This is a genomic window from Streptomyces sp. NBC_00576 (assembly GCF_036345175.1).
Taxonomy (GTDB): Bacteria; Actinomycetota; Actinomycetes; order Streptomycetales; family Streptomycetaceae; genus Streptomyces.
This window is the reverse complement of the sequence record NZ_CP107780.1, coordinates 10,604,559-10,631,277: the sequence shown is the minus strand read 5'-3', so window position 1 is coordinate 10,631,277 and position 26,719 is coordinate 10,604,559. Positions and strand designations below refer to the sequence as shown.

Genomic DNA, 26,719 nt, shown 5'->3' with positions numbered 1-26,719 from the left:
TAGCAGCGCATCAACGGCCCCAGGGTCTTTTCCCCGGGGACTCGCCGTGAGGTGGCACTCATAAAGATCAAGTCTACGGCTCGGATCTTCTCCGCGGACGGCATGATGCAGCTGCCTGCCGGTCCCGAGGAAGCTGCCGTTGGACGAGCAGGGCCTCCAAGGCGGTGGTCACGATAGTGATCTCCACCAAGAGGATGTGTCGCTCGCGGTCGGCAGGTCGACCAGCATCAGGCTGACCTGCCGGTCTGCCCGCAGATGTCGCCCGGCGCCAAGGCATGCGCGCGGAGTAACTGGACTCCCTGCCCGAGGTTGCGCGGTGTAGCCGCTATGGATGGACCTACGGTCGGCCGGAGGCCTGGCCGGTCGTGACGTGCGCTATGAAGCGTCTCAGCGCGTGCGGATTCCGAATCACGTGCAGGTTCGCATCACCGGCGTGGGTCGTGATCGCCGCGAGAAGGAGCGGTCGGCTTCGGCGTCGGTAGGCCCATACCCACCGCCAGAAGTCGCCGCGTTCCCGAGAGCGTCGGATCGCTCGCCAGGCGCAGCGCCAGAACGAAAAGTCCAGCAGGATGACGGTGTCCGCCGCTTGGAGCCGGACGTCGGGGACGTCGTAGGGCCCGAGGTCGCCATCCATGATCCAAGCCTCGTCTCGGACGAGTTCACGTTGTACGGCGGCCCACTGATCGGGAGGTGTCACTTCAAGGCCGGATCGCCAGAAGTGCTTGTCCAGCTCGATGACGGGAAACCCGGTGATTGCGCCCAGGCGGGCCGCGAGGGTTGACTTCCCTGAACCGCCACGCCCCAGGATCACGACTCGCTTCATGACCGCCATGGTTACAGGCCGGTTCTGGGACGCCTACGCCGACCAGCCGCTGACCGACGTCCGCAACGCCTTGATCAGGGCACTGGTCTCCGTCAACGCGGAGCAGGTGGTGCTGCGCTCGAGGCGCGGCCCGAGATGGGGCCGGCCGCACTGTCCCGTTCGCGAGGGCCACGCCCGCATCCTGTGGACCCTGCCTGTAACGACAGCCGAGATCGAGTTCCGCAGGCGTCACGGACACGAGGCGTTGGAGCTGCTCTTCGACGAGGTAGAGATCATCCCCACCGATCCTTTCAGGGCGCCGGTTGCGTCCTTCGGCGGTCACCGATGGTGGTGTCGGGGCCGGGGCCGGGCGCCCGCGCAGGGCAGCGGAGGTGCCCGCCTGCGCGTCGCGGTCCGGCGGCCCCGGCCCTCCCTCACATACCGATCCGTGCCGCGATGACCGGTGCCAGCCGGTCCGCGATGACGCGATGCCCCTGGTCGTTGGGGTGGACCGAGTCCGTCAGGTCGCCCGAACCCAGCCAGCCGGTGGTGTCGACGAAGGAGACCCGGGAGTCGCCGCCGTCGACGGCCGCCTTGACCGCCGCCTGGGTCTGCGGGACGTACCGGCCGCGGAAGGTCTCCAATGCGAAGATCCACGCCTGTGGGTACGCGGCGCGGGCCTTGCGCAGCAGGCTGGTGTACGCCGCCTGGAACTGCGCGGAACTGACTCCGTGGCCCACGTCGTTGGTGCCGAGGTTGATGACGACCGCGTTCGCCTGGTAGCGGGAGAAGTCCCAGTCGGGGGTGGCCGCGTTCGGGTTGAGCTTGGTGAACTGCCGCTCCAGGCCGACGCATCCGTCCGCCGCGGCGACCAGACAGGCGCCGCCCTGGGCGATCTGGGTGTGCTCGGTGCCGAGCCGTTCCCCGATCAGCCAGCCGTACGCGGTGCGGGCGTTCTGCGACGACGTCGTCCCCACCGTGATCGAGTCGCCGACGAACTCGATCAGCTTGCCGGGCGCCTGCGGTGCGAACGTCGTGGCGCCACTGTCGAGGACCAGTCCCTGGAAGACGGCGTCACCCCGGTAGGAACCGGCGACCACCTGGTAGTTGACCTGGAGGGTGTGGTTGCCGGCGGACAGCGGGGAGGGGGTCAGGTTCACCGTTCCCTTGACGTCGTCGTAGAACTTCACCGGGCCGTTGTCGACCCTCGCCCAGAAGTCGATCGTCCCGCGCTGCTTGAGCTGGACGGTCCGGCCGGTGAAGCCGACCCTGTAGTAGGCGCCCGCCCAGTACGGGGTGTAGGCATTGGCGGAGGTCTTGGTGTCCCAGCGGCCCACGAACTTGATGTTCGGGTCGCCGGGTTGGCCGGGAGCGGCCGCCAGGGTGGACACGGGGTTGCCGAGTCGGGCGGCGATGACGGGGGCGAGGCGGTTCGCGAACTTGGTGTGGCCCGCCTCGTCGGGATGCCCGTTGCCGTCCTCGTAGTCGGTGCCGTCGGTCAGCCAGCCCGTGGTGTCGACGTAGTGCACCCTGCTGTCACCGGCGTTGGTGCGGGCGGTGACGGCCGCCCTGGTCTCGGTGACGTAGCGCTTCTTGAGCGTCTGCACAGCGAAGAGCTGCGCGTTCGGGTAGGTGGCGCGCAGGTCGGCGAGGAGCTTGGTGTAGGCCGACTGGAAGGAGGCGCCGGTCACTCCGTGGCCGATGTCATTGGTCCCCAGGTTGATGACGACGGCGTCCGCCCGGTAGCGGGAGAAGTCCCAGTTCTGGCTGCCCGTGCTCGCCGTCCTGAAGAACTGCGTGCTCAGGCCCGTGCATCCGGACTGGGCGACGAGGCAGTAGCCGGACCGGGCGATCTGGGTGTGGCGCGCCCCCAGTTGCTCGCCGGTCTTCCAGGCGTACGAGTCCAGTGCGAGCCGGTCCGTGAGCGCGCCGGCGGTGATGGAGTCGCCGACGAACTCGACGAGCCGGGACGGGGCGTTCGGCGCGACCGTGCGCGCACCGGGGTCCAGCACCAGGCCCTGGAAGACGGTGTCGCCGGAGCGGTACGAAATGCGCAGGGTGTGGGTGCCGGCGGACAACGGCTGGGGAGTGAGGTCCACCGTGCCGCGCACGCCGGGGTGGAAGACGTCGGGGCCGCCGTCGATGCTGGCGTACAGGTTGACGGCGTCTCTCGCCTTGACCTTTACCGTGGTGCCGGTGAAGGCGGTCTGCAGATAGGCGCCGGTCCAGGAGGGCACCGCCGCCGTGCCGGCGCTGGTGTCCCAGCGCCCGACGTAGACGATGTTGGGGTCGGAGACCGAGCCGTCACCTGGCGCGGCCTGGGCGGGAAAGCTCCCCGCCCAGGACAGCAGGCAGGCGACGAGAACGGCCGTGACGAGCGCAGGGAGGGTACGGGCGAGGCAGCGTAAGGAGGTGGCGTGGGGGGTGGTCTGCACAGGGGTCCCTTTCGGCGTGGGGTGGGAGCGCTCCCAGAAGCAGCCTTTCGAGAGAAGCAATGAAACGGTTCAGCGTCAAGGGTTCACGTGAGGCAGCGCCTTTCGACGGCGCCCGGCCCGTCCGCACGCGGCGCACGGGCCGCCCCTGGCCGCGCCACGCCGTTCCGCCCCGGTCCCAGGGCCTCTCGTTGGACACGCCGGGCTCGCGGGGGTTCGACGTACCGGGCTCGCCGGGTCTGGCACCGCACCCTGATCAGGCCTGTTCAAACGAAAAACCCTAAAAGCTGTCCCGTAACCGCGGGTCTTCTCCTCGACGACGGGTCGCTCCACGCTCTCCTGGTTAGCCGAAGATGAGCTCAACGTCCTTGTCCACACAGAACCTCAGGACAGTGATCAGCTGACTGACGTCTTCGATGCGCCGCCGGAGGACGGGATCGCTGTCGTCAGCCTGACGTTGGTCGAGAATTGCCTCCAGCCGGGGCAACATGGCCGCGCATTGAGTGGGCGTGAGGTCGGGGCCATCGTCGTCTGGATGGTTGAGCAGTGGCGCCAGCGCGGTGGAGACGCTGCACCACTGACGATCTCCACCGAAGCCGTCCATCTCAGCGAGCCTGAGTCCCTCGGCGTGGGCCAACCACTTCCTGAACATGCTGAAGCCGGTGTAGGACCAGGAGATGTCGGGGCTCGCCACGTCGTCGTCGCCTGGGAAGAGCATCAGTCCCACCTTGTCCCCCTTGCTCGCTCGGTGCCCAGGATCAATCGTGGGGAGGGGTGTCGGCAACTGAAATGATCTGCGGATGGCTGATGTGATCACGGCAGCGGAGCCGTCCTGGATAGCCCCGTTCACTGGGCTGAGCCCGCGCGCCTTGAACAAGCTGGTGACCCAGCTGCGTAGGGAGGGTGCCGACGCTCCGGGGCGCGGACGGCCGTGGAGGCTGTCGCTGGCGGACCGTGTGCTGCTGGTCGCCGCGTACTGACGGACCAACCTGACGTTGCGGCAATTGGCGCCACTGTTCGGTGTGTCGAAGTCCGCAGCCAGTCGCGTCATTGACCACCTCTGGCTGTGAACGACTTCTCCGGCCCCACCGGAACGAGTCCTGTGGCCCCTGCGACTTGATCGGGATATGAGTGTTCGTCAGTCGTCGCGTGTCCCTGCCCGATTGCGCGTTCGCTACCGTGTCGGTCCATGACGGTCCTGATCATCGGGGGCAGTGGCTTCCTGGGCGCCGAACTGGTCCGGCAGGCCGTCGCGGCCGGGCAGGAGACGTCCGCGACGTTCGCATCCCGGCCCGGCAGAGCCTCGGGTGTCACCTGGCATCCGCTCGACACCCGGGACCCTGAGCGCATCGCCAGCGTGATCGCCGACGTGGCCCCGTCGGTCGTGGTCAACGCGTCGAGCGGCGGTGCCGACTGGGCCGTCACCGCCGATGGCGCCATCCGCGTGGCGCTGGCCGCCGCCGAGCAGGGCTGCCGCCTGGTCCACGTCTCCAGCGACGCGGTGTTCTCTGGCGTGGCGCGCGTCCTGTACGACGAGAACTGCCTGCCCGACCCGGTCACCCCCTACGGCGCCGCGAAAGCCGCTGCCGAGACCGCGGTGCGTCTGCTGACGCCTTACGCCGCCGTCGCCCGGACTTCACTGATCATCGGACACGGCCGGTCCGAGCACGAGCGCATGGTGCACGCCTTGGCGGCCGGTACCCGCGACGGGGTCCTGTTCACCGACGACATCCGCTGCCCGGTACATGTCGACGACCTGGCCGCCGCCTTGTGGGAGATCGCACTGTCCGACGCGGCTGGGGTGTTCCACCTCGCGGGGCCGGACGCCCTCAGTCGCCACGACCTCGGTGCGCTGATCGCCCGGCGCGAAGGTATTGACGGCGCGCGGCTGCCCGCCGCGCGACGAGCCGACACCTCCCTGCCCGGGGCCCTCGATGTACGCCTCGACAGCAGCGCAACACAGGAGCGGCTGCAGACCAGGCTCCGCGGCGCCCGCGAGTTCCTTCACTGAGACCGCGATGGCCAACCATCGCTGAGCGAGGTGGCCAACCAACGTTGAGCGCCGACCGCTCACCAGCGGACTTCCCGGCGTCTCTGGCCATCTACCGCTGGAGGTCACAACCGGCCTCTCTGTTGTTGTGACGGAGCACGACAGCCTGCGAGCGAGTCGCCGGTGACTCTCTGTACGTAGCTCGGAGGAGCTGTCCTGTCCCCGCGATGTGTAGGCAGCTCCCGGCTTCCCGGAGATCACCGAGGCCGCCTCGGTGATCGGTGAGGACGTCGTACTCGACGGCGTTTTGTGACCTGTGGGGGTGTCTCAGCCCCAAGGTGTCTCAAGCGGCGCAGTTCCCATAGACGAGACGTGACGGGCGTCGCGGCCTCGTGCCGCAGCGGCCGCTCAGAGGTGGCCGTCCAGGAACTTCCGTACCTCGGCGATGGTCATAGGCCCCGTGGCGTGCGCCACCGCCTCTCCCTCCTTCAGCAGGACGTAGGACGGGGCTCCGGTGATCCCGTATCGCTCGGTTGCGGCCGGACAACGCGTGATGTCGGTGCGGACGGCCGTCAGGCGGCCCGTGTAGTCGTCGGCGATGCCACCCACGACGAGGTCCATCACCCGGCAGGGCTCGATTGCCTTGGGCCATGTCCCGGTGAAGTATGCGAGGACCGGAACTCCGCTCATCCCGACGATGAAATTGAACTCCGCGTCCTCACGGGGTCGGTGAACCCTCTTCGCCATGGAAGCTCCTGACCTCACGTTCCGTCATTCCATCGCCATCATCCCTCACGCGGTGTGCCAGGCCGGCCCGGTCGGTCCTCCGGCTGACCTGTCGGAAGGGAGGCACGGGGCCGTCGCAGAACCACGGTGGTCCCCGGCGCGAGCGGCCCGGCCCCCCGCCCCTGGTGACCCGGCCTGGCCGCCCCGCCGGTCACCCAGCTGCAGCCCGCCGCGCGCCTGTGGGGCAGCTCGTGCCGGGACAGCGCCCTCCACGACGACATAAAAGCTGTTTTCCTGGGCATAGCGACCCAGATCACCGACCAGATGCTCGATGAGCGCGTCGACGAGCGGGCCGGTGCGCATCGTCCACCGGATCCAGTCGAGCCATATCCGCCACCGCGCCTCTCAGAGACAGTGCCCCGACGGGCTTGACGAGGCCCTGTCCGGTCTTCACATCAACCCCCGGTCTCAGCTTGGCTCATACCGCTCTTCCCCGGGCCGCATGAGCCAGCTGATGGCACCGAGAACGAGGCACGATTCCTGGACCGCTCGCGGACGCGGTCGTGGACGGCCGACGTACGCGTCAGCTGACCCGAAGACCGACTGCCAGCGTCAGTTCAAGGACCCGGTCTGGCGATGCGAGATCCGGAAACAGCTCCCGCAGCTGCGACATCCGGTACCGGACTGTCTGGGGATGGACGAACAACGCCGCCGCCACCTCGTCCCGCCTGCCCTGGTGCAGCAGCCACGCCCGCAACGTCTCCTCCAGCCGCCGTGCGGTCGCGACAGGCAAGGTCCGCAACGGTGCGAGGGCTCGGGCACGCAGGTCTGCGAACGCGTCCGCGTCGGCGCTCAGCACCAGCTCGGGCAGGTGGTCCTCGGTGTCGCGAATATCAGAGGAGAGCAAGCGCGCGCGTACGGCTCGTGCGTACGAGGCGGACGCACGAGTCCATGGCCGGGCCGGGCCGACCACGGCGGTGCGGTCGGTCAGCTGCCGCAAGAGATGTGATCGGTCGGCATCGGGGACGAGCAGCACACCGGTGGCGTCCGGCAGATCGTCGAGGACGAGAGTGCTCGGGTCGAGCGCGCGGTAGGCAGGCCGGGCCTGGGCGGCGGGCAGCAGGACCGCGGTCAGCGAAACCGGAGGCTGCCACCCGGCCCGTTGAACAGAGGCCAGCAGCACGTCCGGGCTCGCGCCGGAGAGGAGGTCGCGGGCCAGGTGTTCCAGGTGGCGCTCCTGGTCCCTGCCCCGGGCGACCAGTTCGTCGGCGTGGCCTGCGGCGCTCGCGGCGGAGAGCTCGTCGATGTAGGCGAAGGTCAGCTCGGCGAACTTGGCGACCTCGGCGGCGGGCAGACCTGCGGGTACCGCACCTGCTGCCAGGCATCGCCAGGCCACGCGGGCGCCGACGCGGTAGGCGCTGAGCAGAGCGTCCATCGAACGGCCGTCGCGCACCTCGCCGCGGCCCAGCTCGTAGGCTGCGTCACCGGCGTCGCCTCCTGTGGCCTTCCCGCTCGCGAGGTCCAGGTAGTGCCCCAGGGCGGTGCGGACGGCTCGGCGGATGGTGGCGCCCATGCGACCCGAAAGGGCGTTGGCGTAGGGAGGGACCTCGTCGATGATCGCCTCGACGACCTCGTCGGCCGTGGCCCTCAGCGCGGCCCGCAGTACGGTGACCGTCGTCTCATCCAGGGCCAGTTCACCGGCCCTCCGGATTGCATAGCTCATGTTTTTGTTCCCTGCGAACAATTCAGCCGGCCAAATTTACGTCCTGCGGTCAGGACTTTACCCCCTGAGGCGCAGCAAGCTGGAGCCATGACGAGTACAGCCCTCCGCAGCAGGGCGTGGAAACTGCTGGAGATGGTCACGACGCCGCTGCTGCCGTCGGACTACCTCGACCTGGTCAGCCCGCTGCGTGCGGGCGCTGACCTGCGTGGACGCATCGAGGCCGTGCACCCCGAGACGGGTGACGCCGCGACGATCGTGATCAGGCCGGGACGGGGCTGGCGCGGCCACACCGCCGGTCAGTACGTGCGGATCGGGGTCGACATCGACGGGGTGCGCCTGTGGCGCGCCTACTCCATCACCTCGCCGACAAACCGCCAGGACGGCCGCGTCACGATCACCGTGAAGGCGATCCCGGACGGCAAGGTCAGCAATCACCTGGTCCGCAGGGCGAAACCGGGCACGCTGATCCAGCTCGACCAGCCGACCGGTGACTTCGTGCTGCCGCAGGCCAAGCCCGCCAAGGTGCTCTACCTGACGGCCGGCAGCGGCATCACTCCCGTGATGGGCATGCTGCGCGACACCGAGTTCGACGACGTCGTCATGGTCCACTGCGCGCCACAGCCGCAGGACGTGATCTTCCGCAACGAACTGCACGACCTGGTCTCGGACAAGAAGCTGCGGCTCACCGAGGTGCACACCGACACAGACGGCCAGCTCGACATCGCCCGCCTCGACGAACTCGTGCCCGACTGGGCCGAGCGCGAGACCTGGGCCTGCGGGCCCGCGGGCCTGCTCGACGCCGCCGAAGAGCACTGGACCGAGCACGGCATCCAAGAGCGCCTGCACACCGAACGCTTCCGCCCCAGCATCGTCGTCGCCGGCGACGGCGGCGAGGTCACGTTCAGCGCCACCGGCAAGACCGTCGACGCGGACGGCGCCACGCCGTTGCTGGACATCGGCGAGGAGGCCGGCGTGCTCATGCCCTCCGGGTGCCGCATGGGCATCTGCTTCGGCTGCGTCACGCCGCTCAAGGCGGGCGCCGTCCGCGACCTGCGCACCGGCGAGATCACCGAGGCCGAGCCGGGCGTCCTCATCCAGACCTGCGTGTCCGCCGCGGCGGGCCCCTGCGACATCGAACGGTAGGAGCACCTTGACCGCCATCGACCCCACCGCCCACCTGACCGCGGAGCAGATCGAGGAGCTGGGCCGCGAGCTGGACGCGATCCGCGACGAGGTGATCGCCGGCCGCGGCGAGAAAGACGCCGCCTACATCCGTAAGGTCATCTCGGCGCAGCGCAAGCTCGAGCTGGTCAGCAGGGGCGTGCTGCTGTTCTCGATCTTCCCGCCCGCGTGGCTGCTCGGCACCGCCGGACTGTCCGTGGCGAAGATCATGGACAACATGGAGATCGGCCACAACATCCTGCACGGCCAGTGGGACTGGATGCGGGACCCTAAGATCCACTCCACCACCTGGGAGTGGGATCACGCCTCGCCGTCCGAGCAGTGGAAGCACTCGCACAACGAGCTGCACCACACGTACACCAACGTGATCGGCAAGGACAACGACCTCGGCTACGGCATCATGCGCGTCGACGAGGACCAGAAGTGGCACCCGTTCCACCTCGGCCAGCCGCTGTGGAACTTCCTCAACGCCTGCTTCTTCGAGTACGGCATCGCAGCGTACGACCTGGAGCTCGCCAAGAACCTGCACAAACGCCGCCGCAACAACCCGGAGTTCCGCGCACGGGCCAAGGCCGTGGGCCGCAAGATCCGCAAGCAGGTGCTCAAGGACTACGTGATCCACCCGCTGCTGTCGGGCCCGTCGTTCCTCACCACGCTCGCCGCCACGTTCACCGCGAACCTGGTCCGCAACATCTGGACCCACTCGGTGATCATGTGCGGGCACTTCCCCGAGGGCGTACAGGTCTTCGAGCGCCACTCGATCAAGGGCGAGACGCGCGGCCAGTGGTACCTGCGCCAGATGATGGGCTCGGCGAACATCAGCGGCAGCAAGGCCATGCACTTCATGACCGGCAACCTGTCGCACCAGATCGAGCACCACCTCTTCCCCGACCTGCCGAGCAACCGGTACGCCGAGGTCGCGGTGAAGGTGCGCGCGCTGTTCGAGAAATACGAGCTGGAGTACGTCACCGGCCCGCTGCCCAAGCAGGTGTTCTCCGCGTGGCACAAGGTCTTCCGGCTCTCGCTGCCGAACAAGAAGCCCAAGGTCAAAACGCCGGACCGCGAGCAGGAACTCGTCACCGCCTGATACCCGGTATCGGATCTCACCGATCCCGGCCGTACCGGCGGCACCGCCGGGATCGGTGAGATCCGTCGCGGACGCTGGGCGACCGCGACCTCAGACCGTACGACACGGGACCCGGGGCAGCCTGAGCTGCGCCCCGTTTCGTAGAGTCCCTGGGATACCGGGAGGCAAGCCGCCGGCCGGGAGAGCTTGCCCAGCGGCACCGTTCCCCCTCGCACTCGTGGTTGACACAGACCTCGCCCCGCCCGAGCGGGAAGTCGTCGATCTCGTGCTCCACGAAGTGCCCCTTCTCCTCGTGTTTCTGTGACATCGCCGTCGCCTACAGGCTCACGGTCCGTCGCTGTCGGCCACCGCCTCGGACTCGTCGGACACAGCCTCCAAAAGCGCGGCTGGCCGCCGCACCACGAGGTGCTGGACCTCGTACGACATCTCCTTGACCTGGGGAGCCGGTGGCGGGTGATAGCGGCCCGCGGACACCGAAAGGTTGACGATGAGGTAGGCGTGCCAGGCGCGCCCCACGCCTCGGCGGTCGGCGAACACCCGGCTGCCGTTCACCCACCAGATCACCGACCTCGGCCCGAACTCAACGCGAAGGTCGACCCACGCGCCCGGGCCGACAGCGGCATCGCGGTAGTAGAGGTTGCCGCCGCGGACGTGGTTGGTCAGCTCCAGGAGGTCGGGGTTGTCGGGATGGTACTCGAAGACATCGATCTCCTGGTCGCCGTCCCGCCAAGTCCAGATGGCCGGCCAGGCCCCGGTCTCGTACGGCAGTCTGACCCGCGCCTCGAGCACATCCCCCGCGCGAACGGTGAAGGCCTCCTCGCTCCCCTCCGTGGTGAGCAGGCCCGTGTCCCACCGGCCGTCCCTGCGGAGGGTGGCACGGAAGGTGCCCGAGCGGCTGTACGCGGGGTCCGCCGTCAGGTGATCCAGTTTGTTGTCGCCGGGATTGACCGGTCCGCCGTTCGGATATGCCCACGAACGCCCTGCCACCCATTGACGGGTAGACGCGAAGTCCGCCGTAAAGACGACCTCAGGTCCAGACAAAATCCCCTCCGCCGACGGCGTTCCGTCGCATGCAGGATTCTCCATGCACGGATGCTGCTCCCTGTATGACTTCAGCATGCAAAAGCTGGTGAACCCACGGAAAGGACAACTCGGACGAGTGAATCCGTATGACAAAGCTCGGTCGCAGACACCGCCCGCGCCCACGAGAGCCAGCGGGCCCGGGAGCCTTCCCCGCCGACCAGCACCATGACGCGCACCCATCTGCACATCGACGCCGCTGCTCGTGCTCACCACGACTCGTGCTCGTACGGACGTCGACGTCCAGGAAGTGCCGGTGTTCGGCGAGGGCGGAAGCGGCACCTCGCCATGAACCATGGCTGGACGCGGTCGGGGTCGACCGGCGGGCGTACGGGCAGCTCAGGCACGTGTTGTGCAGCCTCTTGGCCCGCACGTCGTCGTGGATGATCCGGTCTCCTGGGTGAGAGCGGGCCACGCCGCTCTCGGCTCTCCCGTGCAAGCTGGCTCGGGTGGAGGTACCTCGTGCCGGGTGCATCATTCGGCCCTGATGTTGTCCATGTACACAACGCCCTTGGTCGCCGTGCCGCTGCCACGGCCGAGGTACAGATTGAACGCCGTCACCTTGGCCAGACGAGCCGCGTCGAGCACCGCTTCGGTGTGTGCGGTGTCCCAGGGAGCGGGCCGGAACTCGCTGAAGGGTGTCCTCATCTCCTGCCCGTTCGTGTCGTCCAGCGGAAACCGGTACTGGAACTGGACTCCGTCAGCGACGATCTCGAACGCCCCGGCGTTTTCGGAACCGTCGCCCCGCAGCCACAGCGCCAGGGACGTGAAAGCGGACCAGTCCGCGACGACCGACTTGCCGATGCCGGTGTACTCGGATCCGGTGAAGTCGTATGTGTAGGCCAGTCCGTAGGAGCCCGCGGACTTGTGATCGGGCGAGAGCGTGAGGGTGTTGGAGTTGGTGTGGGTGTACGCCTCGCTCAGGGCGGCGTCGTCTCCGGCGTATCCCTCGAAGTCGTCGACCCAACCGGCAGGCAGCGGTGCGACCTCGCCGAGAAGGACCACGGCCGAGTCGGTGAGCGTCTCGCCGTGCACCCGCGACCTCACGGTGAGGGTGACCGGGCTGTTGCCCGGCAAGGCCGGGTCGATCGACCAGTCGCCCGAGTAGAAGCCGTCGACGTCGAGGCGCAGCGGTCTCGCGCGTCCGCCGTTCACGGAGTAGGTGACCCGGCTCGCCCGCGCGGGCGTGACGCGTACTCGGAGGGTGGTCTTGGAGGCCGTCACGCGCTGTCGGTCCGCGGGAGACACGATATGCATGAACGGGACGTTCCTTACAGCGGTGGTGCAGGCGGCGAACACCCCCCGGAGATCTGCGGCGAACAGGGTGTAGGAGTCCTGGTGGTACTTGACGAAGTCCGGCAGCAGGGCGTGGCCGGGGTACGGCACATAAGCGCGCTTGGTGCCTCCGAAGTTGGCCCAGGTGAGCATGTACGTCATCTGACGGGCCAGCGGGTCCGCCTTGACGGCCTGCAACAGCTGGGTGAACCACTGCGGGTTACGGACCTCGGTACCGCTTTCCCCGAACTCGGTGAAGGCCGGCACCTTGCCCCGCTCGTTCGCCAGCCGGACCACCATCGCCAGGTCCCGCACCAGACCGTCCAGCCAGGGGGCCGGTCCGGCTTCGTCGTAGGAGTCGTAGCCGAGGATGTCGATGAACCGGTCGCCCGGGTAGGTCTTCAGGTAGCCGGTCGGGTCGCCTCCGAAACTCGAGTTGGGTGAGTAGGCGTAGAGCAGGTTGTGGACGCCCCTGGTGTCGCGCAGGTACTCGACGGTGTAGCGGAACAGCTCGATGAACTCGCCCGAGGTCGTGTGGCCCGCGCCCCACCAGAACCAGCCTCCGTTGTTCTCGTGGAAGGGTCGGAAGATGACCGGAATCGCGGTGCCGTCCGGTCGCCGCGCACCCTTGACCGCCTTGGCGATGCGGTCGAGGAAGTCGTTGAAGTCCGCGTGCTTCGCCCCTCCGGGAAGGATCTGGCCGACCACTCGGCCCGTTGTGTCGTAGAAGTCCTTGCCGGTGACGAAGTTCGGCATGTGGGCGGTGAGGGTGTTGATGCCGCCGCGTGCGTCCCCCCGCCGGATGCACCGGCTGAGTGCGGCGATGTTCTCGGCTTCGGTTCCGCCCTGGGTGCCGGGGCGTTCGTCGCCGTCGAGGATGAGGGTGTCCCAGCCGAAGACCGCAGGGTAGTCGCCCACCGCCGCCCTGGTGTCGGACGCCTTGCCGTCGGGAGTGGTGAAGGTGAAGCCGTAGGTGAGGTCGTGCTGGTGACCGAACAGGATTCCCTTGCCCTGCTGCCGCTTCAGGTACGCGAACAGCGAGCGAGTGGCGGGAGTTGCCTTGTCGTCGACGATCCGGACCGGCGTCGGCTCGCCAGTGGGCACCGAGGGGGAGGCCGCCGCGGCGGCCACCGGGGTTCGGGCGCCGGCTGCCACGGCGACCGCGGCACCGAGGAGGATGACGGTGCGACGCTTCAGGGGCGAACTGGGCATGTATGTCTCCTTGTGACGTGGCGATCTCTCGCAGGGGGGTGACCCACCGGGGTCGGGTGCAACGCACTGGGGGCGTCGTGAGCGGGAGCCCCCGTCGGCGGCGCCGCGCATCATCGCGGATGACGGTGGTCGCCGTTGTCGTACAGCGGGACGGGACGAGGCTCGGGTGGCTGTGGACTGGTGGCCTGCTCAGTCGGCCGTCGTGCAGTCGTCTCGTTCCGGAGGGACGAGCTGTCTGTCACTCGCGAGTCTGCGACCCAGAGCCGTGGACCCGACCCGCCATTACTGGATTCTCCGGGTCGGAGTGCCCGAGAAGAGGGGTGAGCCGTCCGCGATGGCTGCCGGCCCAGGCGTTCAGACCGTCGCTGACCACGTTCCATACGCTGGAGCAGTTGGTCCGACCGCAGACGTTGATGCCATAACAGGCTTCGCTGTATGGGACTTTGACCCAATCCGTGACTACACGCTCGACCCAATAGCGGCCTGAGGACTGCCTTTTGTAGTGCTTCTTCACCGACTTGGGCTTCTTTCCGGTGCCAAAATACAGCCGTTCGTGGTGCTCCCGGTTGTAGTGCGCCCGCCAGGCCGTCGATTTGTTCTTGGTGCGGTCAGGCTCAGGTATCCGGCTCACGTGGTCCGTCACGTCGTACCGGGCCACGGCCGCCGTCGATGTACCTTCGCCGGCCTGCGTCACCGCGAAGGCGGAGAACGTGAATGCCACCATGGCAAGGGCGACACTGGTCGCCGCCGCCCTGAACATCCAGGGTCTGTTGGTCACTTGTGGGGGGGTCCTTCCAGTGACGCGGGCCGGCTGCGAAAAGAGGGTCCTGGTCAGGGACATCCGCAATACACGACACGCGTGTGATTCAAGTGACGCTATTTGACTAGAGGTTGAGGAAAAAAGAAAGAGCTTGACTCTGCCCTGACCAAGTCACTGGATGCGGAGAGCCATTGATGAGCAACAGCACCGGCCGCTACCCAATTGACCCAAAAGACAACAAGGGGTGGGGCAAGGCCAACAGGACGACAGAATGGACACGATGAATAAGTCAACAGGTCCAGCTGACCGGAGGGACTGCGCGACAAAGAAGCGGGCGCACCGACACAGACTGGCGCATGTCAGTAATGACGAGGCCAGCCACGGTCGGCCAGGGGGATGCGCTGGAGAGCCACACGCTTCACGCGGGGCCTGACATCGACCGACCGGGGCCCATTGGCTGACCACTCGTCAGTTCGAGACCTTTCGGGTTGTCTCCATCCTCTCCCCTCCGCCGGTTTGCGAGCGCCGCTGAGAACCGAACGCCTTCCACGCGCGTGGTAGCGGAGAACGCATGGTCATGCGCACAAAGACGGGGGAACGCGAGTGGGATCCACAGTACGCGCGAGAACGGCGGCACTTGCCGCCTTGACGGCCGGGGCGCTGCTCACGGCGACGGTATCGGCCGGAGGCCTGTCGGCGCACGGCGCCGGCTCCGCGGCGCATGCCGGAGCGAAGCCACCGGCGACCGTCACGCTGGTCACCGGCGACCGTGTGACCGTCGGATCCGACGGCCAGGTCGCTCGGCTCGTGCGCGGCAAGGGCCGCGAGAAGATCGGCTTCTCGGTGCGGCGCGAGGCCGGCCACACGTACGTCGTCCCGCAGGATGCCCTGCGCCCGGTCGCCGACGGCGTGCTCGACCGGCGGCTCTTCGACGTCGCGCAGCTGGTCAGGGACAAGTACGACGACGCGCACCGCACCACGCTGCCGCTGATCGTCGGCTACCGGAAGGACGATGCCGGAGCAGGGGCCTTCGCCACCGCCCGTGACCCGTTCGCGGGCGTGGTCCTCCGGGAGCGCCGTAAGCTGCCCGCACTCGACGGCGAGGCCTTCGAGGCGCCCAAGGTCGGTGCCCCAGCGCTGTGGGCGGCCGTCACGGGCCGTTCTTCGGCCCGTACGGCTAGCAGTACGGCCGTCGCTGCGCGGCCCGTCGCCCATGTCTGGCTGGACGCGAAAGTCCGGGCCACCCTGGCCGAGAGCGTGCCGCAGATCGGTGCGCCCGCCATATGGGAGTCGGGCTACACCGGCAAGGGCATCAAGGTGGCGGTCCTGGACACGGGCGTGGACGAGACCCACCCGGACCTCGCCGGCGTCGAGATCGCGCAGAAGAACTTCAGCAGGTCCCCCGACGTCCAGGACCGCTTCGGGCACGGGACGCACGTGGCCTCCATCCTCGCCGGGAGCGGTGCGAAGTCCGGCGGCCGCTACAAGGGCGTGGCGCCCGACGCGAAGCTGCTGGACGGCAAGGTCCTGCGCGACGACGGCTTCGGTGAAACCTCGGACATCGTCGCCGGCATGCAGTGGGCCGTCGACCAGGGCGCGCAGGTCGTCAACATGAGTCTGGGCTCCCCCGACACCCCGGGTGTCGACCCGATGGAGGCGGCCGTCGCCCAGCTCTCCGGCAAGGCCCTGTTCGTGGTGGCCGCGGGCAACGAAGGCAACGGGCCCCACACGATCGGGACGCCGGGCAGCGCCCCCGCGGCGCTCACTGTCGGGGCCGTGGACAAGCAGGACCAGATCGCCGATTTCTCCAGCCGTGGCCCGAACCTCGACGGCACGCCCAAGCCGGACATCACCGGCCCCGGCGTGGACATCACCGCCGCCCTGACCACGCAGGGCGAACTGCCCTCGAGCGAGGGCTACGTGTCGCAGTCCGGCACGTCGATGGCCTCCCCGCACGTCGCGGGCGCCGCTGCCCTGGTGCTCCAGCAGCACCCGGACTGGAGCGGAGCCCGGCTGAAGGCGCTCCTGACCAGTTCGGCCAAGCCCAACCCGCTGCTGAACGCCCACCAGCAGGGCGCGGGCCGGGTGGACCTGGCGCGCGCCGCCACGGCCCTGGTCGTCTCCGAGCCCGGCTCTCTCGGCTTCGGCACGCACGCCTGGCCCCACGCCGACGACAAGCCGGCCTCCAAGACCCTCGCCTACCGCAACTACGGCACCATGGCCGTCACCCTGCGGCTGAGTGCCTCCGGCGTGGACCCGTCGGGCGGCCCCGCCCCGGCCGGCATGTTCACCGTCAAGGACGCTCAGCTCACCGTTCCGGCCGGCGGTACCGCGCAGACCACCGTCACCGCCGACACGCGCAAGGGCTCCGTCGACGGCGTTTTCGGTGGCACCGTGCTGGCGTCGGGAGACGGCCAGCAGGTGCGCACCGGTCTCGTGGTCGAGCGGGAGGTGGAGTCGTACGACGTCACAGTGCGGCACATCGACGCCGACGGGGCGAACCCGGCCACCTACGCGACGACGATCAACCCCATCGGCGGGCTCGGCGGGTCCTTGGAGCTCCCGTACCGCGAGAACGGCACGGTGGTCCAGCGGCTGCCCAAGGGGTCCTACCAGTTGGAGAGCCTGGTCTTCGCCAAGGACAACGAGCTGGGCTTCTTCGTCCAGCCGGTTCTGGAGGTGACCGGGAACGTCGCGGTCACCCTCGACTCCCGCAGGGCGAAGCCGTTCGCCGTGCGGGCACCGGATCCGGCCGCGAAGCTCGTCACCTCCATCGTCGGTTATTACGACGAGGCCGTGGGCGTGTCCAACTCCTGGTCCACCGACGGGGTGCCGCCGATCCGCACCGCCGCCCTCGGCCCTGCGTCCGCCACGATGCGCGCCCAGTTCAACGGGGTGTGGAAGACGCCCGGCGCGGCCGGCGAGAACGTCGACTATCGGCTCGCCTTCAACCGCAAGGGGAGCTTCTTCACCGGCCTGACCCGCACCGTCACCAGGGCCGAGGTCGCCGAGGTGAAGCTCGGCTTCGGCGCTTCCGTCACCGGGGCGAAGGGCCAGGTCCACATCACGCCACTGGACGAGCTCGGGAGCAGCGTCGGCATACACGAACCGCAGGAGCAGAACCTGCCGCAGGCCACCACGCACTACCTCAGTACGGCCGGGGTGCGCTGGTCCTGGACGGCCGCGCAGCTCAGCGCCGGCAGCGAGGTCCGCATGATCTACACGAAGCAGCGGGTGACCTACAAGCCGGGCTCCAGCCACACGCTGAGGTTCAACACCGGTGTGGTCGGCCCCGATCTCGCAGCGGGGAGCCCGGAGGAGCAGGGTGCCGCGCGGACCGGTGACTACATCGACGCCAGGATCCCGCTGTTCAACGACGGCAGCGGCAACCCGGGGTCCTCGATCGTCACCACAGGCTTCACCCGGCTGGAATCCGGCGGGCGGATCCTCGGCGAGGGCTCGGCCACGGACTGGCTGAGCACCGAAGTCCCCGCCGCTTCCGGCGTGTACCGCCTGACGGTCCAGGCGGGCCGCTCCGCCGATGACACCTCCACCAGTACGAAGGTGGCAGGGGTGTGGACGTTCACCTCGGCCCGGCCGACATCGGACGACACGGTCAAGCTGCCGCTGTCGACGGTGCGGCTCGCGCCGAAGCTGAGCCTGCGCGGGACTGCTCCGGCGGGCAGCACACTCACGGTGCCCCTGAAGCTGAGCGGCGCGGCCGCCACGGCCGGGCAGGTCGCCGCGCTGACCGTGAACGTGTCCTACGACGGCGGCCGGACCTGGAAGCCGCTCACCGTGACGACCGACGCGAAGGGGGCGCGCTCGGTGAGTGTGAAGCACCCGGCGACCACGAAGGCCGTGTCCTTCCGGGTGGACCTCAAGGACAAGGGCGGCAACACCGTGCGCGAGACGATCACGAACGCCTACCGGCTCGCTCCGTGAGGTGCCCCTGAGACGGTGACCGTCACCCGCCGCCGGTGAACCCTCCGGTCTGGTCCCCGTAGAGCAAGGCCATGGGCTCAGTCCGCTCGGGTGGGACAAGCTGCGTCCCCCGTTCAGGCTTCGGGTATGGAACGTGATAGTGGAGATCTCCAACTGCTCGAAAATAGAAAGCGGTTGGGACGCCTTTGAAGGACCATGAGAACTAGAAGCGGGCCAACGCATGCGGTGCTGGTCCGCCCGCGTGCATCGCTACGGCGATGCCGGAGGATGAGGGATATCTGAGTGAACCTTCGAAGAACCATCGCCGTCCTGTTCGGTGTGGCACTGTCGGTTCTCGCGCTCGTGACGCCGGTCAGCGCGCAACCCAGGCAGACCGGAGTCTCGACCACCTACCAGATCAACGCACGGCACGACGGCAGTCTCGTCGATACCGCTGTGGGCGCGCCGCCGCTCAGCCAGAAGTGGTCCCGCGATCTGGGCGGGAACGTCTCCTACCCCATCGTGGCCGGCGGGCGCGTCTTCGCCACCGCTGCCTCGCCGAATGGGTATGGCACCATCCTCTACGCCATTGACGCGGCCACGGGCCAGAACGCCTGGGCGCCCGTGGACCTCGGTGGCACCTACTGGTGGTCCGCGCTCACCTACGGGGGCGGTCGACTCTACGCCCAGAACTACGACGGCGTGCTGACGGCATTCAACCCGGCCAACGGGAAGAAGATCTGGACCGTCACGCTGCCCGGGCAGTATTCCTTCACCTCGCCGCCCACTTTCGCCGGTGGCGTGGTGTACACGGGTGGCGCCGGCTCGGGCGGCACCTTGTACGCGGTGGATGCTGCCACCGGTGCGGTGCTCTGGACCCAGCCTGTCGCCAATGGGGACAACAGTTCGCCTGCCGTCACGGCTAACGGAGTTTACGTCTCATACGCCTGCGAGCAGACATACGCCTTCGCCCCCAAGTCGGGCAACCCGATCTGGCACCACGAGACGGACTGCTCTGGCGGCGGAGGCCGTACCCCTGTTCTCGCCGACGGTGGTGTCTGGGTTCGCGACGATGCCGGGATGGTCCCCTCGGTCCTCAACGCCGCCGACGGGAAGGTCCGCGGCTCTTACGAGGCCGCGGGCTGGTCGCCGGCACCGGCCTTCGACGGCCGCCAAGGCTACTTCGTTGATGACGGTGTTCTTCAGGAGCGGCACAGCCGCACTCTGGCCACTCGCTGGAAGTTCGAGGGCGACGGCCAGATCAGCACGGCGCCGATCGTCGTCAACGGTTACGTCTACGTCGGCTCGCGAAGCGGTCGGTTGTGGGCGCTCAACGGCGCCACTGGTCAGCCTGTCTGGTCCGCTGACGTCGGCGCGTCGATCAACGAGCCCGACGAGCACAACGTGTCCGAGCCGCTGACCGGCCTCGGTGCGGGCGGCGGGCTCGTGGTGGTCCCGGCCACCAACCTGCTGGTGGCGTACGGGCAGTGAGCAGCGGGGGTGGCCGCCGGTCCCGGCGGCCACCCCCTGGCCTCGACCACCGTAGTAGGCCGCGCATGCCCTCCTGCTGAACGTCACGGGCGCAGCATCGACTCCCGCTCCACATCCCGTACGTCCAGCCACGAGTCGAACTTCGCCAGTGACTTGGCCAGGGACCCGGGGATGGGCGAGACGCCCGCGGCGTCAGGCCGGCGACGTAGGTAGGCGTGCAGGGCCCGGGTTTGGACAGTGTGGTTGAGGTGGTGGGAATTGCCGAGGGTGAACTGCCGTAGCGGTCCGAAGTGCGCTTCGATGGGGTTGGCCCAGGACGCGTAGGTCGGGGTGAAGCACAGCTCGACCTTGTTCTTGGCCGCCCATCTCTTCGTCCGCCAGTTCGTGTGGGCGGAGAGGTTGTCAAGGATCACGTAGATCGGGGCGCCGTCCGGGCGGACTGCCCGGATCGTTCTCAAGACCGCCCACGTGTGGTCAATGCTCTTGCGGCGTCGGTTGATGCCCCACACCTGGTCGTCGCCGACCGAGTAGCAGCCGTGGAAGTACGTGACGCCGTGAGTTCGCCGGTAGGTGGCGCAAGTTCTCCGCAGTGGGCGACCTGCGGCCGCTGCCCGCCTACTGGTCGCGCCAGTGCGTCCGCGAGGGTTGTCCGCGGCGGGTCAGGTGTTCCAGATGCCCTGCGAGGCGGCGGCCTTGGCGTACTCCGAGAGTTACCAGGGAGGTCGGCCCAAAGCACGCTGCACGCCGTCGCTGCGTGAATCGAGACCGCCAGAGCGGACGTATTCGTACAGGCCGGCCGACAGCTGCACCCCGTTCGCTCCCTCGGTCGCAACTCATCCATCTCCCACCAGGTCTCCAGCGAAGAGGAGTTGCTCGACCTCGGCCGGGCGCTGGACGCCTTGTCGTCGCCGTACCCGACGAGGACGGCGACGACTCCCGACCAAGGTCGAGGACACGCAGGCGGACTTCGCTTGCCGGGGGCGCTCTTCCACCCGGACTCGAGGGGGCCGTGGTGATCCGGTCCCGCGGCCTGCTCGCCGTGACGAGCCGCGCCCGCGTACCTTCGTAGCAGGCCCTGAGGTCTATCCACGATCAAGTGTGATGACAGTGGCCTCGCCCTTGCTCCCCCAGCTGACCGGAAGGCACACGGAACATGAACAGGCAGAGCGACCGCTGGGCGGAGCTGACAGGCGGACAAGCCGGAGAGAAGTACGCCCAGCGTTTCGCGCGGCTCGCCGAATCGGGACATGACATCCACGGCGAGGCCGCCTTCTGCGCCGCACTGCTGAAGCCCGCCGCCCGGATCCTCGACGCCGGCTGCGGCACCGGTCGGGTCGCGATCCGGCTCGCCGAGCTGGGTCACCACTGCACCGGCGTGGACGTCGACCTTTCCATGCTTGCTGTCGCCCGCCGTGACGCCCCCACACTGGAATGGCTCCACGGCGACCTGGCGCACCTGGATGCCCTCGGCCTGAAACCAGGCTTCGACCTGGTGCTTGCCGCCGGGAATGTCATCCCCCTGCTGGCCTCCGGCACCGAATCCGCCGTCACACGGCAACTGGCTGCCGTACTGCGCCCCGGCGGACTGCTGGTCACGGGCATGGGGCTGGACGCGGCGCACCTGCCGCTGCCGGAACCGCCGGTGACTTTGACGGAGTTCGATCACTGGTGCACCCAGGCCGGACTGGTCCTGCGCCGGCGTTACGCCACCTGGGGCGGCGATCCCTACTCTCAAGGGGGCGGCTATGCCGTCAGCGTGCACTCCCGGCCCACCACCTGAAACCGGGCCCGCCCTGAAACCGCGCTCCCAGTGTGTGCCGTGTACTTCGTACCGAACTCGTCCCCTGGGGACCACAGTTCGGCCTCGTCGACGGCTACGCCGGCACGGCGGCTGCGGCCGGTACGCCGACAGTCGCCCGGACTCCGAGTGCGGACACCAGCATCAGTCGGCCGTCCCCTCGTCCGTCCAGCCCCGGCCTCGTCGAAATCACGGTCTCCGTATCGGCTGTCTTCGGCACCGGCGTGTTCGGGATGGGAACCTCTGCCCGGGCTGCTCGTCGGCGTCAGCCTGCTGATGGGGCAGACCCTCGATATCGGTTCCGATATCGGCTCCGTCGATTCCCAGGGGCTTCCGGGCGCTGCTCACGGCGTCCTCGCTTCCACGAGCAGGGTTGGTGCGAAATGCAGGTACCCCGGCGACCGACGACGATGCGGCCGTTTCGGCCCCCGGAGGCCGGTCAGCGGCTACGCCGTGGTGCGGTGTGCGACGGGCGGCGTCCGAGCCCCGTCCGGGGCCCTGGCCGCCCGCAGGTGCCCCTCAGATCTACGGCCGCATCCGCTTGGCTCGACAGGTCTGCGGCGACGGCGACGACGGCATCCAGCAGAGCGAGTTCGTCGTCGCTGCCCGCGTGGGCGCGGCCCCGCTCCACCCGCTGACCGCCTCGGACGCGCCGTGTTGAACTGGTTGGTTGGGCAGCCAGTGGATCACCTCGGCAGACTCTCCGGTAACGTCGGAATATGAGCCACCCGCATCCTGAACTGAAAGCCGCCCCTCCCCTGCCCGAAGGGGGGCTGAGGGTCGTCGCACTCGGCGGTCTGGGTGAGATCGGCCGCAACATGACCGTCTTCGAGCATGCCGGCAAGCTGCTCATCGTCGACTGCGGCGTGCTGTTCCCCGAAGAGACCCAGCCCGGCGTGGACGTGATCCTGCCGGACTTCACCTCGATCCGTGACCGCCTCGACGACATCGTGGCCGTCGTGCTCACCCACGGCCACGAGGACCACATCGGTGCCGTGCCGTATCTACTGCGAGAGCGCTCCGACATCCCCGTCGTGGGCTCGAAGCTGACACTGGCGTTCCTGGAGGCCAAGCTCAAAGAGCACGGAATCCGGCCGCGCACGGTGCGCGTACGTGAAGGCGACCGGCGCGGCTTCGGCCCCTTCAACTGCGAATTCGTGGCGGTCAACCACTCCATCCCGGACAGCCTCGCGGTCGCGATCCGCACCGCGGCCGGGCTGGTGCTGCACACCGGTGACTTCAAGATGGACCAGTTCCCGCTGGACGACCGCATCACCGACCTGCGCGCCTTCGCCCGCCTCGGCGAGGAAGGCGTCGACCTCTTCCTCACCGACTCCACCAACGCCGAGGTCCCGGGTTTCACCACCTCCGAGCGCGAACTGAACCCGGCGATCGAGCAGGTGATGCGTACCGCCCCGCGCCGGGTGATCGTCTCCAGTTTCGCCAGCCATGTGCACCGCATCCAGCAGGTCCTGGACGCCGCGCACCAGCACGGCCGCAAGGTCGCCTTCGTTGGCCGCTCCATGGTCCGCAACATGGGCATCGCCCGCGACCTCGGGTACCTGAAGGTTCCCAGCGGCCTGGTCGTGAGTACCAAGGAACTGGAGAAGCTGGCGGACCACAAGATCACCCTGGTGTGCACCGGGTCCCAGGGCGAGCCGATGGCGGCTCTGTCCCGGATGGCCAACCGCGACCATGTGATCCGCATCGGCAAGGGCGACACCGTCCTGCTCGCCAGCTCCCTGATCCCCGGCAACGAGAACGCCATCTACCGGGTGATCAACGGGCTGACCCGGTGGGGCGCCCACGTCGTCCACAAGGGCAACGCCAAGGTGCACGTCTCCGGCCACGCCAGCGCCGGTGAGCTCGTGTACTGCTACAACATCGTCAAGCCCCGCAATGTCATGCCCGTGCACGGCGAATGGCGCCACCTGCGGGCCAACGCCGACCTGGCCATCCGTACGGGGGTCGATCCCGAGCGGGTGGTCATCGCCGAGGACGGCGTGGTCGTCGACCTCGTGGACGGGCGGGCTTCGATCACCGGCAAGGTGCCCGCGGGCAACGTCTACGTGGACGGCATGGAGGTCGGCGGCGCCACCGAGGCGTCCCTGAAGGACCGCGTCACCCTCGCGGAGGAGGGCGTGGTCACCGTGGTGGCGATCGTCGACGCCGATACGGGCGCCCTTGCCGAGACTCCCGACTTCCTGGCCCGCGGATTCGTCCACGACGACACCACCTTCGAACCGGTCATCCCTGTCATCGAGAAAACTCTGGCGACCGCCGCTCAGGAAGGCGTCGGCGACGCACACCAACTGGAACAACTCATCGCCCGTGCCGTGGCCAACTGGGCCTTCCGCACCCACCGACGACGGCCCCTCATCATCCCGGTCATCATCGACGCCTGACCAGCGGCCCCTCCCCTCCCCTCCTCCCCTCCCCTCCCCAGCCGACAGCAGGAACCGCTTCGCGCCTCCGCCCACACCAGCGCGGAGCGGCGCTCCAGGCACCGACGGTGCGTCAGAAAGGTCAACGGATGAGCGCGCGTTTCGAGGAAATCGACTGGCGCCCGACAGCCATGGGCGACATCAGCCTGCGGCGCCGACGCGACCCTGCATCGGGCACCGATGTGTACGAGGTGAAGCTCGGCGACGAGTTCTTGATGTCCAGCCTCTTCACAGCCGGCGAGATCGCACTTGCGGAACTCGGACTGGCGAAACTGCCCGGCACCGAACTGGACGTCGCCGTCGGCGGACTCGGACTCGGGTACACCGCCGCGGCGGTGCTGGACAACCCCCAAGCGCGCTCGCTGACCGTGATCGATACGCTCGCCGAAGTCATCGACTGGCATCAGCGGGGCCTGGTCCCTCTCGGCTCCCGGCTGACCTCGGACGCCCGCTGTCGCCTGGTCCAAGGCGACTTCTTCGCAATGGCGGCCGATTCGTCCGGCCTGGACCCGAGCAAGCCCGGCCGCCGCTTCCACGCCATTCTTCTGGATGTCGACCATTCGCCGCGCCATGTGCTCCACCCGCGCCACGCGGCGCTCTACCAGCCTGCCGGGCTCCGCGCTCTCAGCGAACACCTCCACCCCGACGGGGTCTTCGCCCTGTGGTCGAACGACCCGCCGGACAAAGAGTTCACCTCCGCACTCACGGAGGTCTTTGCGCAATCAGAGGCCCATGTCGTCCACTTCGACAATCCCCTGCAAGGCGGCACCTCGACCAACACCGTCTACGTGGCCAGGACAGAACCGGGCCCGCCGTAGGCAAACAGTCTGACCAGGCCGAGTTGGTCTCGTATCAGGCGCTTTGGTCGCCGCGGACGTGAGCACGAACGACTGCGGCGAGGCCTCCTGGTCGCGCTCGGTTGGGGTAAAAACCCCGAGCTACCAGGAGGCCCTGCGGTTGTGCCCCGGCTGCCCAGAGAGTCGGCTCTTGGCTGGCAGGCGGTGCTCGCCTTCGAAGCAGAACACGGGGAGGACCCGGACCAGTCCGGGGACGCCGACCAACGCAACTTCTGGCGAAACCAGGACCAAGCCCCGCAGTCCGCCTGCGACAAGATCAGCAGCCTCTATGAAGCTCGGCTGGCGCCGTGAGAGCGCGTCAGGCGGCGTAGGAGGCGAGCAGTTCGTTGTACTGCTTGGCGGCGGTGGCCAGGTCCTCGTCGGAGAGGCCGAAGGCGGTGCCGTACACCTTGAACATCGGCTGCTGAGAGTCGAGCTGGCACAGGCGCAGGGTCGCCTCCCAGCTGTTGAGGAGGGTCTCGACGGTGGCCTGGTTCGCGCCTTCGGGGGTGTAGTGGTCGGCGGGGACGCCGGTGGTGACGGCGACGACGGCCTTCTTGCCGGCCAGTTGCGAGGCGGATCCGTCGATGGTGAAGGCCCAGCCGAGGGTGAGGACCGTGTCCTGCCAGTGCTTGAACAGCGGGGTGGTGTTGTACCAGAACACCGGGTGCTGGAAGACGATCACATCGTGCTCGGCCAGCAGCGCCTGCTCAGCCTCGACATCGATCTGGAAGTCGGGGTAGGCGGCGTAGAGGTCGTGCACGGTGACATGGGGCAGACCGCGGACGGCGTCCACGAGCGCCGCGTTGGCCCTCGACCGGGACAGGTCGGGGTGGCCTACGACAAGAAGAACCTTGGACATGATGAGAAACCTCTTCAGTGATCGGTGAAGTGGGTGAATGGATGCAACGCGGGGTGAGCCGGGCGCAGCGGAGCCGGGGTCAGCGGTCGATGCTGGCCATGCTGGCTTCGTTGTGGCGCTCGCCGGCGGCCGGGGTGAGGTTGTTCAGGCGGTCGAGCTGAGCGGCGTTGAGTTCGACACCGTCGGCGGCGATGTTCTCTTCGACGCGCGAGACCCGCCGGGTTCCGGGAATCGGGGCGATGTCGTCGCCGCGGGTCAGCAGCCACGCCAGCGCGGTCTGGGCCGGGGTGGCACCGATCTCGGCGCCGATGGCCCGCACTTCGTCGACGATGGTCAGGTTGCGCTGGAAGTTCTCGCCGGTGAAGCGCGGGTTGGTCTTGCGCCAGTCGTCGTCCGCGAAGTCGTCGACCGTGCGGATCTGCCCGGTCAGCAGGCCGTGCCCGAGCGGCGAGTAGGGAACGAAGCCGATGCCCAACTCACGCAGCAGCGGGAGGATTTCGGCTTCGACGTCGCGGGTCCACAGGGAGTATTCGGTCTGCAGCGCGGCCACCGGGTACACGGCGTGGGCACGGCGGATCGTGCCGGGGCCGGCTTCGGAGAGGCCGATGTGGCGCACCTTGCCCTCGGCGACCAGTTCGGCCAGCGCGCCGATGGTCTCTTCGATGGGCATGTTGGGGTCGACGCGGTGCTGGTAGTACAGGTCGATGTGGTCAGTGCCGAGCCGCAGGAGCGAGCCTTCGACCGCGGTCTTCACGTTGGCGGGACTGCTGTCGATGACGCCGGGGCCGTCGCCGGCGTGGGAGACGAGGCCGAACTTCGTCGCGATGACGACGTCGTCGCGTCGGCCCTTGATGGCCTTCCCGACGATTTCCTCGCTGTGGAAGGGGCCGTAGATCTCGGCGGTGTCGATGTGGGTGACCCCGAGGTCCAGCGCCCGGTGGATGGTACGGATCGACTCGGCGTCATCGAGCCCACCGCCCGTCGTGTACGTGCCGGCCATGGTCATGGCTCCCAGGCCGATGCGGGAGACGTCGAGCCCGCCCAGTGATACGTGCTTCATCAGGTACTCCTTGTCGTAGTGGCCGTCAGGCCGGT

19 protein-coding genes and 2 pseudogenes are annotated in these 26,719 nt (G+C 68.3%); 10 read left to right on the top strand and 11 right to left on the bottom strand.

Annotated features, from left to right (window positions below; translation table 11 throughout):
* Window positions 1–337: 337 nt before the first annotated feature.
* Complete coding sequence (locus tag OG734_RS46340) at window positions 338–823, bottom strand: hypothetical protein (RefSeq protein ID WP_330293395.1); 486 nt, start codon at window positions 821–823, stop codon at window positions 338–340.
* Between OG734_RS46340 and OG734_RS46335 the strand changes: the two genes are divergently transcribed.
* Window positions 822–1,262 (top strand): hypothetical protein, encoded by a 441-nt coding sequence (locus OG734_RS46335; RefSeq protein ID WP_330293394.1) that lies wholly within the window; start codon window positions 822–824, stop codon window positions 1,260–1,262. The genes OG734_RS46340 and OG734_RS46335 overlap by 2 nt on opposite strands.
* Here the strand turns inward: OG734_RS46335 and OG734_RS46330 are convergent.
* Window positions 1,237–3,237 carry an SGNH/GDSL hydrolase family protein gene (locus OG734_RS46330; RefSeq protein ID WP_330293393.1) on the bottom strand — a complete coding sequence of 667 codons (2,001 nt, stop codon included), beginning with the start codon at window positions 3,235–3,237 and terminating at the stop codon, window positions 1,237–1,239. The genes OG734_RS46335 and OG734_RS46330 overlap by 26 nt on opposite strands.
* A gap of 340 nt (window positions 3,238–3,577) precedes the next feature.
* Window positions 3,578–3,952, bottom strand: coding sequence for a hypothetical protein (locus tag OG734_RS46325; RefSeq protein WP_443065134.1), 375 nt, complete (start codon window positions 3,950–3,952; stop codon window positions 3,578–3,580).
* 82 nt (window positions 3,953–4,034) lie between these two features.
* Here OG734_RS46325 and OG734_RS46320 point away from each other — a divergent pair.
* Window positions 4,035–4,295: pseudogene (locus OG734_RS46320) on the top strand (helix-turn-helix domain-containing protein); the annotation flags it as partial.
* 128 nt (window positions 4,296–4,423) lie between these two features.
* Complete coding sequence (locus tag OG734_RS46315; RefSeq protein ID WP_330293391.1) at window positions 4,424–5,245, top strand: SDR family oxidoreductase; 822 nt, start codon at window positions 4,424–4,426, stop codon at window positions 5,243–5,245.
* A gap of 387 nt (window positions 5,246–5,632) precedes the next feature.
* On the opposite strand, the gene OG734_RS46310 is transcribed toward OG734_RS46315, so the two are convergent.
* Window positions 5,633–5,971 (bottom strand): thioredoxin family protein, encoded by a 339-nt coding sequence (locus OG734_RS46310; protein ID WP_330293390.1) that lies wholly within the window; start codon window positions 5,969–5,971, stop codon window positions 5,633–5,635.
* Window positions 5,972–6,533: 562 nt separating this feature from the next.
* Window positions 6,534–7,673, bottom strand: a complete 1,140-nt coding sequence (locus OG734_RS46305) for a PucR family transcriptional regulator (RefSeq protein ID WP_330293389.1) — start codon at window positions 7,671–7,673, stop codon at window positions 6,534–6,536.
* A gap of 87 nt (window positions 7,674–7,760) precedes the next feature.
* Between OG734_RS46305 and OG734_RS46300 the strand changes: the two genes are divergently transcribed.
* Window positions 7,761–8,816 (top strand): ferredoxin reductase, encoded by a 1,056-nt coding sequence (locus tag OG734_RS46300; RefSeq protein ID WP_330293388.1) that lies wholly within the window; start codon window positions 7,761–7,763, stop codon window positions 8,814–8,816.
* Window positions 8,817–8,823: 7 nt separating this feature from the next.
* Window positions 8,824–9,942 carry a fatty acid desaturase family protein gene (locus tag OG734_RS46295; protein ID WP_330293387.1) on the top strand — a complete coding sequence of 373 codons (1,119 nt, stop codon included), beginning with the start codon at window positions 8,824–8,826 and terminating at the stop codon, window positions 9,940–9,942.
* Between the two features lie 324 nt (window positions 9,943–10,266).
* Here the strand turns inward: OG734_RS46295 and OG734_RS46290 are convergent, their stop codons facing one another.
* From OG734_RS46290 to OG734_RS46280, 3 genes are all read right to left on the bottom strand, one after another.
* Window positions 10,267–11,028, bottom strand: a complete 762-nt coding sequence (locus tag OG734_RS46290) for a beta-glucanase (RefSeq protein ID WP_330293386.1) — start codon at window positions 11,026–11,028, stop codon at window positions 10,267–10,269.
* Between the two features lie 468 nt (window positions 11,029–11,496).
* Window positions 11,497–13,509 (bottom strand): glycosyl hydrolase, encoded by a 2,013-nt coding sequence (locus OG734_RS46285; RefSeq protein ID WP_330293385.1) that lies wholly within the window; start codon window positions 13,507–13,509, stop codon window positions 11,497–11,499.
* A 238-nt stretch (window positions 13,510–13,747) separates the two neighbouring features.
* Window positions 13,748–14,287: an immune inhibitor A domain-containing protein gene (locus tag OG734_RS46280; protein ID WP_330293384.1), complete on the bottom strand. Its 540-nt coding sequence runs from the start codon at window positions 14,285–14,287 to the stop codon at window positions 13,748–13,750.
* Window positions 14,288–14,872: 585 nt separating this feature from the next.
* Here OG734_RS46280 and OG734_RS46275 point away from each other — a divergent pair.
* Window positions 14,873–18,214, top strand: coding sequence for a S8 family peptidase (locus OG734_RS46275; RefSeq protein ID WP_330293383.1), 3,342 nt, complete (start codon window positions 14,873–14,875; stop codon window positions 18,212–18,214).
* A gap of 282 nt (window positions 18,215–18,496) precedes the next feature.
* A complete protein-coding gene (locus OG734_RS46270) occupies window positions 18,497–19,684 on the top strand; it encodes a PQQ-binding-like beta-propeller repeat protein (RefSeq protein WP_330293382.1) in 1,188 nt (395 codons plus the stop codon).
* Between the two features lie 197 nt (window positions 19,685–19,881).
* Here OG734_RS46270 and OG734_RS46265 read toward each other — a convergent pair.
* Window positions 19,882–20,268, bottom strand: a pseudogene (locus OG734_RS46265) (transposase); the annotation flags it as partial.
* Between the two features lie 569 nt (window positions 20,269–20,837).
* Here OG734_RS46265 and OG734_RS46260 point away from each other — a divergent pair.
* From OG734_RS46260 to OG734_RS46250, 3 genes are all read left to right on the top strand, one after another.
* Window positions 20,838–21,464, top strand: a complete 627-nt coding sequence (locus tag OG734_RS46260) for a class I SAM-dependent methyltransferase (RefSeq protein ID WP_330293381.1) — start codon at window positions 20,838–20,840, stop codon at window positions 21,462–21,464.
* A gap of 737 nt (window positions 21,465–22,201) precedes the next feature.
* A complete protein-coding gene (locus tag OG734_RS46255; protein ID WP_330293380.1) occupies window positions 22,202–23,887 on the top strand; it encodes a ribonuclease J in 1,686 nt (561 codons plus the stop codon).
* A 128-nt stretch (window positions 23,888–24,015) separates the two neighbouring features.
* Entirely contained in the window at window positions 24,016–24,744 is a 729-nt protein-coding gene (locus tag OG734_RS46250) for a spermidine synthase (RefSeq protein WP_330293379.1), read from the top strand.
* Window positions 24,745–25,081: 337 nt separating this feature from the next.
* Here OG734_RS46250 and OG734_RS46245 read toward each other — a convergent pair whose 3' ends face one another.
* Together OG734_RS46245 and OG734_RS46240 are read right to left on the bottom strand one after the other, a co-directional pair.
* Entirely contained in the window at window positions 25,082–25,624 is a 543-nt protein-coding gene (locus OG734_RS46245; RefSeq protein ID WP_330293378.1) for an NAD(P)H-dependent oxidoreductase, read from the bottom strand.
* 79 nt (window positions 25,625–25,703) lie between these two features.
* On the bottom strand, window positions 25,704–26,684 hold the full coding sequence (locus OG734_RS46240; RefSeq protein WP_330293377.1) for an aldo/keto reductase: 981 nt from the start codon (window positions 26,682–26,684) through the stop codon (window positions 25,704–25,706).
* Between the last annotated feature and the right edge of the window lie 35 nt (window positions 26,685–26,719).

Excerpts from the sequence above, each read along its gene's own strand:
- OG734_RS46335 (WP_330293394.1), top strand. The coding sequence starts at position 822 with ATGACCGCCATGGTTACAGGCCGGTTCTGGGACGCCTACGCCGACCAG.
- OG734_RS46255 (WP_330293380.1), top strand. The coding sequence starts at position 22,202 with ATGAGCCACCCGCATCCTGAACTGAAAGCCGCCCCTCCCCTGCCCGAA.
- OG734_RS46245 (WP_330293378.1), bottom strand. The coding sequence starts at position 25,624 with ATGTCCAAGGTTCTTCTTGTCGTAGGCCACCCCGACCTGTCCCGGTCG.
- OG734_RS46315 (WP_330293391.1), top strand. The coding sequence starts at position 4,424 with ATGACGGTCCTGATCATCGGGGGCAGTGGCTTCCTGGGCGCCGAACTG.
- OG734_RS46340 (WP_330293395.1), bottom strand. The coding sequence starts at position 823 with ATGAAGCGAGTCGTGATCCTGGGGCGTGGCGGTTCAGGGAAGTCAACC.
- OG734_RS46260 (WP_330293381.1), top strand. The coding sequence starts at position 20,838 with ATGAACAGGCAGAGCGACCGCTGGGCGGAGCTGACAGGCGGACAAGCC.
- OG734_RS46250 (WP_330293379.1), top strand. The coding sequence starts at position 24,016 with ATGAGCGCGCGTTTCGAGGAAATCGACTGGCGCCCGACAGCCATGGGC.
- OG734_RS46300 (WP_330293388.1), top strand. The coding sequence starts at position 7,761 with ATGACGAGTACAGCCCTCCGCAGCAGGGCGTGGAAACTGCTGGAGATG.
- OG734_RS46310 (WP_330293390.1), bottom strand. The coding sequence starts at position 5,971 with ATGGCGAAGAGGGTTCACCGACCCCGTGAGGACGCGGAGTTCAATTTC.
- OG734_RS46240 (WP_330293377.1), bottom strand. The coding sequence starts at position 26,684 with ATGAAGCACGTATCACTGGGCGGGCTCGACGTCTCCCGCATCGGCCTG.
- OG734_RS46305 (WP_330293389.1), bottom strand. The coding sequence starts at position 7,673 with ATGAGCTATGCAATCCGGAGGGCCGGTGAACTGGCCCTGGATGAGACG.
- OG734_RS46325 (WP_443065134.1), bottom strand. The coding sequence starts at position 3,952 with ATGCTCTTCCCAGGCGACGACGACGTGGCGAGCCCCGACATCTCCTGG.
- OG734_RS46290 (WP_330293386.1), bottom strand. The coding sequence starts at position 11,028 with ATGGAGAATCCTGCATGCGACGGAACGCCGTCGGCGGAGGGGATTTTG.
- OG734_RS46285 (WP_330293385.1), bottom strand. The coding sequence starts at position 13,509 with ATGCCCAGTTCGCCCCTGAAGCGTCGCACCGTCATCCTCCTCGGTGCC.